The organism is Uliginosibacterium silvisoli, assembly GCF_036017035.1.
Lineage (GTDB): Bacteria > Pseudomonadota > Gammaproteobacteria > Burkholderiales > Rhodocyclaceae > Viridibacterium > Viridibacterium silvisoli.
This window is the reverse complement of record NZ_JAYXHS010000001.1, coordinates 468,430-477,821: the sequence shown is the minus strand read 5'-3', so window position 1 is coordinate 477,821 and position 9,392 is coordinate 468,430. Positions and strand designations below refer to the sequence as shown.

At 61.6% G+C, this 9,392-nt stretch carries 6 protein-coding genes; 3 read left to right on the top strand and 3 right to left on the bottom strand.

Features of this window, described 5'->3' with window-relative positions; translation table 11 throughout:
- Positions 1-721, top strand: a 721-nt coding sequence (locus tag VVD49_RS02240) for a pectate lyase (protein WP_327597496.1), incomplete at its 5' end; no start/stop codon positions are given.
- Between the two features lie 329 nt (positions 722-1,050).
- Complete coding sequence (locus VVD49_RS02235; protein WP_327597495.1) at positions 1,051-2,142, top strand: pectate lyase; 1,092 nt, start codon at positions 1,051-1,053, stop codon at positions 2,140-2,142.
- A 74-nt stretch (positions 2,143-2,216) separates the two neighbouring features.
- Here the strand turns inward: VVD49_RS02235 and VVD49_RS02230 are convergent, their stop codons facing one another.
- From VVD49_RS02230 to mltA, 3 genes are all read right to left on the bottom strand, one after another.
- On the bottom strand, positions 2,217-4,307 hold the full coding sequence (locus VVD49_RS02230) for a WD40/YVTN/BNR-like repeat-containing protein (RefSeq protein WP_327597494.1): 2,091 nt from the start codon (positions 4,305-4,307) through the stop codon (positions 2,217-2,219).
- A gap of 242 nt (positions 4,308-4,549) precedes the next feature.
- The gene (locus VVD49_RS02225) at positions 4,550-6,382 is read right to left on the bottom strand and encodes a DEAD/DEAH box helicase (protein WP_327597493.1); all 1,833 of its coding nucleotides are present in this window, start codon (positions 6,380-6,382) and stop codon (positions 4,550-4,552) included.
- 662 nt (positions 6,383-7,044) lie between these two features.
- Positions 7,045-8,364, bottom strand: a complete 1,320-nt coding sequence (mltA, locus tag VVD49_RS02220) for a murein transglycosylase A (RefSeq protein ID WP_327597492.1) — start codon at positions 8,362-8,364, stop codon at positions 7,045-7,047.
- Positions 8,365-8,505: 141 nt separating this feature from the next.
- Here mltA and VVD49_RS02215 point away from each other — a divergent pair, with 141 nt between their 5' ends.
- Positions 8,506-9,378 carry an ATP-binding protein gene (locus VVD49_RS02215; protein WP_327597491.1) on the top strand — a complete coding sequence of 291 codons (873 nt, stop codon included), beginning with the start codon at positions 8,506-8,508 and terminating at the stop codon, positions 9,376-9,378.
- Positions 9,379-9,392: the final 14 nt, after the last annotated feature.

The following is a 9,392-nucleotide window of genomic DNA, read 5'->3' as shown; positions in this document are numbered from 1 at the left end:
TCCGAGCGGCACGATCAACATGACGATCCCGTCGGCTACGTCCACCGTGACGAACTCCGGCACGACGACGATCGGTTCCGGCGTGACCAAGAGCTACGGTAACCAGCGCGTTGGCGTGAAGAACTCGGTGGGTAACTGCGAAGATGAAGGCCAGATCCCAGTGTTCCTGCTGGAAGATGGCGCGACCCTGAAGGACGTCATCATCGCTGGCGGCACGGCCGGTTCTGACGGCGTGCATTGCAAGGGCTCCTGCACGCTGCAGAACGTGTACTGGGAAGACGTCTGCGAAGACGCTGCTTCCAATCTCGGTTCTGGTTCGACCGTCACGGTGAAGAACGTCATCATCGCTGGCGCATCTGACAAGGCTCTGCAACACAACAGCAAGAACAGCACGACCGTGCTGCAAGACTCCTACATTGCCGACACCGGCAAGGTCTGGCGCTCCTGCGGTAACTGCACGAACAACGGCGGCCCGCGCAAGCTGACGCTGAACAACGTGAAGGTTGGCAAGGCTGGCTCGATCGCTGGTGCAAACGGCAACTACGGCGACGTGGTCACCATCCGCAAGCTGCAGATCAAGGGTTACAAGTCCGGCAGCCCGGCAGTTTGCGTCGAGTACAAGGGTATCGAGAAGAACGGTAGCGCCGAATCGCCGAAGATTGGCGAGAAGTGGAATACCTCGGTTTGTAACGTCAGCACTTCCGACGTGACCGCGTACTGATAGTAACCAGGGGCGTCCGACAGGGCGCACCAGTAGCAATCATTGGCCCCCTGCAGCTTTGCTGCAGGGGGCTTTTTCATGCCTGGGCCGCGGAGAGAGGGTTCTTTCCAGCGCGTGAGCCTGTTTGTTCGGAGCCAATACATATCTCCGCTGAAAAGTCATGTGATAAATATAACAAATGTATCGATTTGTTAATTGAATGTCAGTTCTGACGAATTTATAATCTGGCCGTAGATTGCTGAAAAAGCAGTCCATACAAGAGAGAGCAAGTTGAAGCATTAGAAGCACAACAACAGAACTCAACGCAAATACTCAGGAGACACAAAATAATGATCCGCAATGCTCTTACCGGCGTAGCTCTCGCAATGATGGCCAGCGGCGTATTCGCCGCAACGGATGCTCCTTCCGGCTACACGAAGTGCGTACAGAACACCGGCGCAACCTGCACGATGAGCGGCACGCATGATGTCGCCCTGGGCAAATCCGGCTCGTTTGTCTATGCCGTCAAGACCGGCAACTTCGCCTGCTCCAGCTCCGCTTTCCCGAGCAATACCTTCACGTCCTCGGCTTGGTGCTCGGTTGGCCCAACCAGCAGCACGCCAACTCCGACGCCTACCCCGACACCAACGCCTACTCCAACACCGACTCCTACCCCAACGCCAACGCCAACCCCCACTCCAACCCCGACGCCTACTCCAACTCCAAGCGGCACCATCAACATGACGATCCCGTCGGCAACGAGTTCGGTCGTGAATTCCGGTACGACGACGATCGCCGCTGGCGTGACCAAGAGCTACGGCAACCAGCGCGTTGGCGTGAAGAACTCGGTGGGCAACTGTGAAGACGAAGGCCAGATCCCGGTCTTCCTGCTGGAAGACGGCGCGACCCTCAAGGACGTGATCATCTACGGTGGCACCAATGGTTCGGACGGTGTGCATTGCAAGGGCTCCTGCACGCTGCAGAACGTGTACTGGGAAGATGTCTGTGAAGACGCAGCTTCCAATCTCGGTTCTGGTTCGACCGTCACGGTGAAGAACGTCATCATCGCCGGCGCAGCCGACAAGGCTCTGCAGCACAACAGCAAGAACAGCACGACCATCCTGCAAGACTCCTACATCGTTGATACGGGCAAGGTCTGGCGTTCATGCGGTAACTGCACGAACAATGGCGGCCCGCGCAAGCTGACGCTCAACAACGTGAAGGTCGGCAAGGCTGGCTCGATCGCCGGTGCAAACGGCAACTACGGCGACGTGGTCACCATCCGCAAGCTGCAGATCAAGGGCTACAAGTCGGGCAGCCCTTCGGTTTGCGTCGAGTACAAGGGTATCGAGAAGAACGGCAGTGCTGAATCGCCAAAGATTGGCGAGAAGTGGAATACCTCGGTGTGCGATGTCAGCACGTCGGACGTGACCGCTTACTGATCTACCAGGCAAAGTAGTTCGCAATGAAAACGGGCGCCTCGGCGCCCGTTTTGCTTGCTGGTGAGCCTGAATGCTCAGTGGCTGGCGCGCAGGATGCGATCGCCAGAGAACAGCAAGGTGCCCGTCGCCGGATTGCGCCATACGCTTGCGTAGCGGGTCTCGGACGGACTGTTGATCGGGCTCCAGCTCCGGCCCTGATCCAGTGATTGCAGCAGGGCGCCGCCACGGCCCGTGACGATGAGTGCATTGCTGGCCGGGTCGTGTGTGATGACGCGCAACAACTCGCTGCTGCCGGACATCACGGACTGCCAGCTCACACCCAGGTCGCTCGAGCGCAGGATGTTTCCCTTGCTGCCGACCGCAATCAGCCCACCGGCTACGCCAGGAATCGCAGCGACATCCCAAATGGCAGTGGGTGTGGGCAGGGCAATCGTCTGGAAGCTCTTGCCCTGATCAGTTGAGCGCAGCATGGCGCCGTCCCGGCCGGAGACCAGGAACACACCATCGACGCTGCGCACGCGGAACATTCCCTTACCCAGCCCCGCAGGCAGCTTGCTCCAGTGCGCGCCGCCGTCTTCGCTGCGGATCAAGGTGTCTTCGCGACCTGCTGCGACGATGACGCGGGTCTGCGGATCCTGTGCTTCGCCGAGCCAGATGACGTCCTTGTCCGCGTCACTGGTCTGCCAGTGTTGGCCTCCATCGTCGGAGTACAGGATGCCGGCTGCAGCAGTGAGCGCCGTGATGCGCCCGGAGGCCTGCACGCTTAGCTGGCTGATATTGCTGTCGCCGGAAGGCTGTTGCGCCTGCCAGGTCGTGCCGCCGTCCGTGGAGCGCATCAGTTGTCCGCGTGAGCCGCCTACCAGAAAGGCGCGTGTGCCCGGGTGATATACGGCGGTGAAGAAGTAGACCTCGTCCGGGGCGGCGATGGGTTGCCAGCTATGGCCGTCATCCACCGAACGCGCGAGCTGGCCCGTGACGCCTGCTGCGATCAAGGTGTTGGCTGCGGGAGATGAACTCGGCGCGCCGACAATGACGTGCGTGTATTTGCTGACGGCGTTGCGGACGATCTTCCAGCTGCGTCCGTCATCGGTGCTGCGTGCAACGATGCCACCGCTGCCCGGTGCAATCAGCTCGCCTCCTGGCAGGCGGTTGATGGACTCGAACTCTTGTTGTACGCCTAGCGCAGAGGCGCTCCAGCGCTTGCCGCCTTCGCTACTGCGCAGCAGTGTGCCGTTGGCGCCAACCGCAACGAACTCCTTGTCCGTCGTTGCCATGACCGCAGAGAGGAAAGCCCGGCTGCCTGTATCGGCGTATGTCCACCGCATGCCATCGTCGTGCGAGAGCAAAGCCCGGCCGTCCTGCGTGACTGCAGCGATATTTCCGTCGGCGGTCTGGGCAATGCCATTGACTACTGGCGCCTTGTCACTCGCAGGCAGGCTGGCGGCTTGCCAACGCCGCCCCGCATCGCTTGAGCGAAGCACTTGTCCGTTGTTGAAGGTGGCGAGCAAAGTGCCGCTCGCGAGCTCCGTCAGCTTGCTGACGTCAGCCTCCGGTGCCTGCAGTTTCTGCCAGCGCGCACCGCCGTTGTCCGAGCGCATCAACATGCCCTTCTCGCCGCCGGCAATCAGGCTCTTGCTGCGTGAGTGCTGCAGCATATGGCCAATAAAACCGTGCGTGGGGGTTGGCACGGACTTCCACGTATCGCCGCCATCGGTTGAGCGCAGCACCGTGCCCGCCGCCCCCGCTGCGACCAGCGTGCCGCGCTTGGCGTCGACAAGCACCAACGCGCGAAGACTTTCACCGGGTAGGTTACCCGCGCGCTCCCATTGCTGGCCGCAATTGCGGCTGCGCAGGATCGTGCCCGAAGCCCCCACCGCCATGAACTGCTGGCGATTCGCATCAAAGAGAACGGAGGCGATCGCTGCGCCGCCCGGCGCAGGCATGGTCAGCCAGCTTTGACCCGCATCCGTCGAGCGCAGAACGGCTGCGTCACTGCCAGCGAGCACATCGACCTTGCAGGCGGGATCACTGGCCGCCACAAAGAGATTGGCATTGGTTGTTTCAAGCTGCCACTGCCAGACGGCGTTTGCGGGCAGGGCGGTGCAAAGGCTGGCCGTGCACAGGCACAGGCGCGCCAGGGTGGTGCGTCGCGTACTGAATTCCATTTTGTCTGCTCCATTATTCGAGGCCGCTCTGAGGCAGCTTGCGAGAACAATCATTCTGCCACGCCAGCAGTGGCACAAAACCGCAATCCCGCCCTTGATGCAGTGCGCCAGAGGCGACATGTCCTGAGTCGGCCTCGTGTGACTCCTGTGGCGATGATTGGTGCCTGTCCTGGCGCAAACAGACAAAAAAAAGCGCCAGCTTTCGCTGGCGCTTTTTTTGATGCTGACTATCTGGTGCGAGATCAGGCCATACCGCGCAAGGCCTTGATGCCGCGGCTCAGCGCATTGCGGATGCCGCCCTGCTTGGAAGGGGCGCGATTGCCATCCACTTCCTTCTCGACCTGCGAAGGCAGAATGACATTGCCATTCACGTCACCGTTTTCGTCGCGTGGGTAGCGCGGACGGTTATTGCCCTGGCCCTGGCGATTGCCGCCGCCAGCGCGTTGCGGTTGCGACGCGCCTTGACGACGCGGGCCATTGCCGGAATTGCCCCCACCATTGCCTGCGCTGCGTGCGCGAGGCTGCGAGCCGGGTTGTCCATCCTGCCGGCCGCGGCCGCCATTGTTGCGCGCGCCATCACCCCGGGCATTGCCGGTGCGCGCGGCGCCATCACGAGAGCCTTCGTTGCGATTGCGGCCCTGACGTTGGCCATCGCCACGTCCGCCTGCTGCGCGTGCCTCCGGCATCACGCCACCGGCGCTGACCACCTCGCCTACGTCACGTGCGCTGAGTCCTTCGGGGCGTGGGCGACGCTGACCACCCGTACGCGGCGCACCATCACGTTGGCCTTGACCTTGACCTTCACGACGCTGGCCCTGACGTTGACCATCGCCACGTCCGCCTTCCGTGCGTTGTCCTGCACCGCGCTGGCCGCCGCCTTCGCGACGACCACCGTTGCGCGGCTGACGTGGCTCGCGCGCCATACTGTCATCAGCGCTGACCGGGGGGAGCTCGAATGCGGGTGGCGTAACGCGTGTCAGTTGTTTCTTCGTCAGCTTCTCGATGTCCGCCAGGTACTTGGCTTCGTCAGGCGCGACCAAAGACAGGGCTTCACCTGTCGCACCCGCACGACCGGTACGGCCAATGCGATGCACATAATCTTCCGGCACGTTCGGCAATTCGAAATTCACGACGTGCGGCAGTTCGACGATGTCGAGGCCACGTGCTGCGATATCGGTGGCGACCAGTACCTGCAGCTCGCCGCTCTTGAATTCAGCCAGCGCACGCGTGCGCGCGTTCTGGCTCTTGTTGCCGTGAATGGCCAGCGACGGAATGCCGCCCTTGGTCAATTGTTCGGCCAGGCGGTTGGCGCCATGCTTGGTGCGCGTGAAGACGAGCACCTGGAACCATGCGTGCTCCTTGATCAGGTGCGCCAGCAGATGACGCTTGGCGCGCTGTTCGACGAGCATCGCCTTCTGCTCGACGAGCTCGGTCGTCTGGTTGCGACGGGCCACTTCGATGAGTGCCGGATTGTTCAGCAGGCCATCGGCGAGCGCCTTGATCTCGTCCGAGAAAGTCGCCGAGAACAGCAGGTTCTGACGTTGCTTGGGCAGCAGCGCGAGCACCTTCTTGATGTCGCGGATGAAACCCATGTCCAGCATGCGGTCGGCTTCATCGAGCACGAGGATTTCGACGTTCGACAGATCGAGCGTCTTTTGCTGCACGTGATCGAGCAGACGGCCCGGCGTGGCGACGAGCACATCGACGCGCTTCTTCAGCTGTGTGATCTGCGGATTGATGCTGACGCCACCGAACATGACCATCGAGCTGATGTCGGTGTGCTTGCCGTACTCGCGCACGCTTTCTTCGACTTGCGCCGCGAGTTCGCGCGTGGGCGTGAGCACCAGTGCGCGGATTGCGCCCGCTTTTCGTGGTTCGGTCGTGCTCAGGCGTTGCAGGATGGGCAGAGTGAAACCTGCCGTCTTGCCGGTGCCGGTCTGTGCGCCGGCGAGAAGATCGCCACCGGACAACACGGCCGGAATGGCTTGTGCCTGGATCGGGGTCGGATCGGTATAGCCGCGTTCGGATACGGCACGGAGAATGGACTCACTGAGTCCCAGTGATGCGAATGACATGTAGCTCCAATGAGGAGAGCACTGCGTCGACCTGCCGCTCGGAGCATTGCCGGCGACACCAGTCGAGGAGGACGAAGCAGATTTTTGGGAAAAACCAGACAGTGGCGAGGGGACTGGAATCAATGCCACTGGCCGGCAGTTTGCCTGAATTGCCTGACAAGGCAAGCGGAAAATCAGGGAAATGACGATTTGCTACACAGGACATGCCGAGCTTTGCTGGATGGGGGGATCCTGGCGACCGGGCAGGATCAAGGGCAAATACAAAAAAATTGGGGTTGCCCTAGTAGGGGCAACCCCTGAATTCCACCGAGGTGAGTGGAGAGTGGTCGGTAAAGCCGGAAAACGTCGCTGCGTCTGAAGAGCGCTTCGTGCTCGCGGCTGAATCTGGTTTGAGAAGCCTCCCGGGCTGCAGGAAACTCGTCATGTCGGTCTAACTATATAGTTGCCTTACAACTTTTGCAAGGAAACAGACCTGCCGTTCGTCGCACAAAATGCCACCGCTCCAAGCGTCGCAAGCCCCGTGCCTACGGCTTATTGCGGCTTGAGGGGCGACACTTGCTTCAGAGCAGGAGCGGGCGGCCAGCCTTACGCTGCTGGCATGAATGCAAAGAAGTCAGGCAAGAGGCCTGACAACTACGGCCCCTTGAGTGGGCCGCGAGAGCTTAGGGGGTGGCAGTTGGCGGGGTGCTGCCTTGCGGCCACAGGATCCAGATGCGCCCCTGCTGGCGCATGCGGCCGGCCTGGGACCCGGCTTCCGCGCCGAAGCCCCAGTAGAAGTCTGCACGCACGCGGCCAGTGATCGCGCCACCCGTGTCTTGCGCAAGCATCAGGCGTTGCATTGGCTTGCCATCGGGCATGTTGAACGACAGGAACATCGGCGCGCCTAGCGGGATGGTTCTTGGATCCACGGCAGTCGAGCGCATGGCGGTGAGCTCTACCCCTTGCGCGCCCTGGACTCCATCGCCAGAAGAGACGTCTTCGCGGAAAAACGTGTAGCTTGGATTGGCGGAAATGAGTTCGAGCAAGCGTTTTGGGTTGGCGCGTGCCCAAGCCTGTATGCCCTGCATGCTGGCCTTGTCCAAGGTCAGTTCCCCCCTGTCGATCAGCCAGCGGCCAATGGACTTGTAAGGGTGACCGTTCTGGTCTGCATAGGCGATGCGTACGCGGCTGCCGTCGCTGAACTTGGCAAAGCCCGAGCCCTGAATCTGCAGAAACATGAACTCGATGCTGTCCTCTACCCACATCAGCGGTTTAGACGGGAGTTGCTGAGGATCGGTTATGGCCGCGAGTTGACCGTTCGACCAGTACGGCACCAGCTTGTGTCCGTCGAGCCTGCCACGCACTCGTTTGCCTTTTAGTTCGGGATAGAGCTCGCCCAGATCTACCGTAATAAGATCATCGGGGACGCCTAATACCGGCGTGCGAAAACGATCGGTTTGTGTGCGGCTGGCTTGAATCAACGGTGCGTAGTAGCCGGTGATGAGGCCTGTCTCGCTGCCGTCGACGTTGATGAGCTGCCACGGCGTAAGGCGTGCCTGAAGGAACTGGCGGACCGCCGCATCGCTGGCTTGCGGGCCCAACTCACGAGCCGCATCGCAGGTTGCGGACCATGCTTTCAGCATGTCGCTGCGCAGGGCCTTGCATGATGCCAGCAACGCGGGCCAGGCTTGAGCAGGCTTGTCTTGCTGCCAGCCCGGCAGCGCGGACCAGTCGGCGCTGCGCCAGGGAGCGGCGGGCGGTTGCACGGGAGGTTTGGGTTCCGGGCCGGGGCAGACGACAGGTGCGGGTAGAACGGGCGCAGGGCAGTTGGCGGCGGGCGTGGGTTCCTGCTCGCGAACCGGCGCCGGCGTGGTCGTCGAGCACGCGGCCAGCAACGCGCCGAGTGCGGCACACAGGAGAGCTGTTGCGGCTGGCCTATACTGCCGGTCTTGTTTGAATGGATTGAGCGCTGGAGCGGTTATGGACGATGGTTTGTGGGTCATTTTGCTGGAGGCATTGCTGGCGTTATGCATGTTGCTGGGGATTGTGTGGGCAACGTGGCCTAAAGGAAAGCCTGAGTCGTCTTCGTCGCAAGCTGCGGACCCGAAGGGCCCCGCGACACCGGCAGAAACAGAGGAGCCCAAATGAGTCCCGCTGATATTGAACGTCTCGTTGCGCGTGCAGAACATCTCATGGCGCGTTTCGAAGCCATCTTGCCGCCGGCCCCGCCGCTGCCGGACTGGAGCGCACTCGCACAACGCTGGCGCACGCATCAGGGGCGTGGCTGGCTGGAGCCCTTGCACAACCTGCAGCCGATCCATCTCGCCGACCTGCAGGACATCGATGACCAGAAAGGGCGCGTTGACGCCAACACGCGTCAGTTCGTGCGTGGGCAGCGTGCCAACAACGTGCTGCTGACCGGCGCGCGCGGCACGGGCAAGAGTTCCATCGTGCGCGCCGTGCTGACCGAGTATGCGAGCGAAGGGCTGCGCGTCATCGAAGTCGACAAGAGCGACCTCGTCGATCTGCCGCACATCGTCGACCTGGTCCGCAAGCGTGCCGAGCGCTTCATCATCTTCTGCGACGACCTGAGTTTCGAGGATGGCGAGCCGGGCTACAAGGCGCTCAAGACCGTGCTCGATGGCAGCTTCGCATCGGTGCCCGACAATGTGCTGATCTATGCCACCAGTAATCGCCGCCACCTCATGCCGGAGTACTTCGCCGACAACCTGGGCACGAAGCATGGCGACGATGGCGAGCTGCATCCGGGCGAGGCGGTGGAGGAGAAAGTTTCGCTGTCAGACCGCTTCGGCCTGTGGGTGTCGTTCTACAGCTTCAATCAGGAAGCCTATCTGCAGATCGTTCGTCACTGGCTGGGCGTATTCGGTGTCGATCTGACGGACTGGGAAGACAGCATCCGCCGTGAAGCCCTGCAGTGGTCGATGATGCGCGCCTCGCGCAGTGGCCGCGTGGCCTGGCAGTTTGCGCGAGATTACTCCGGCAAGAGTGTGAAGTAAGGCGATGCGTAGCC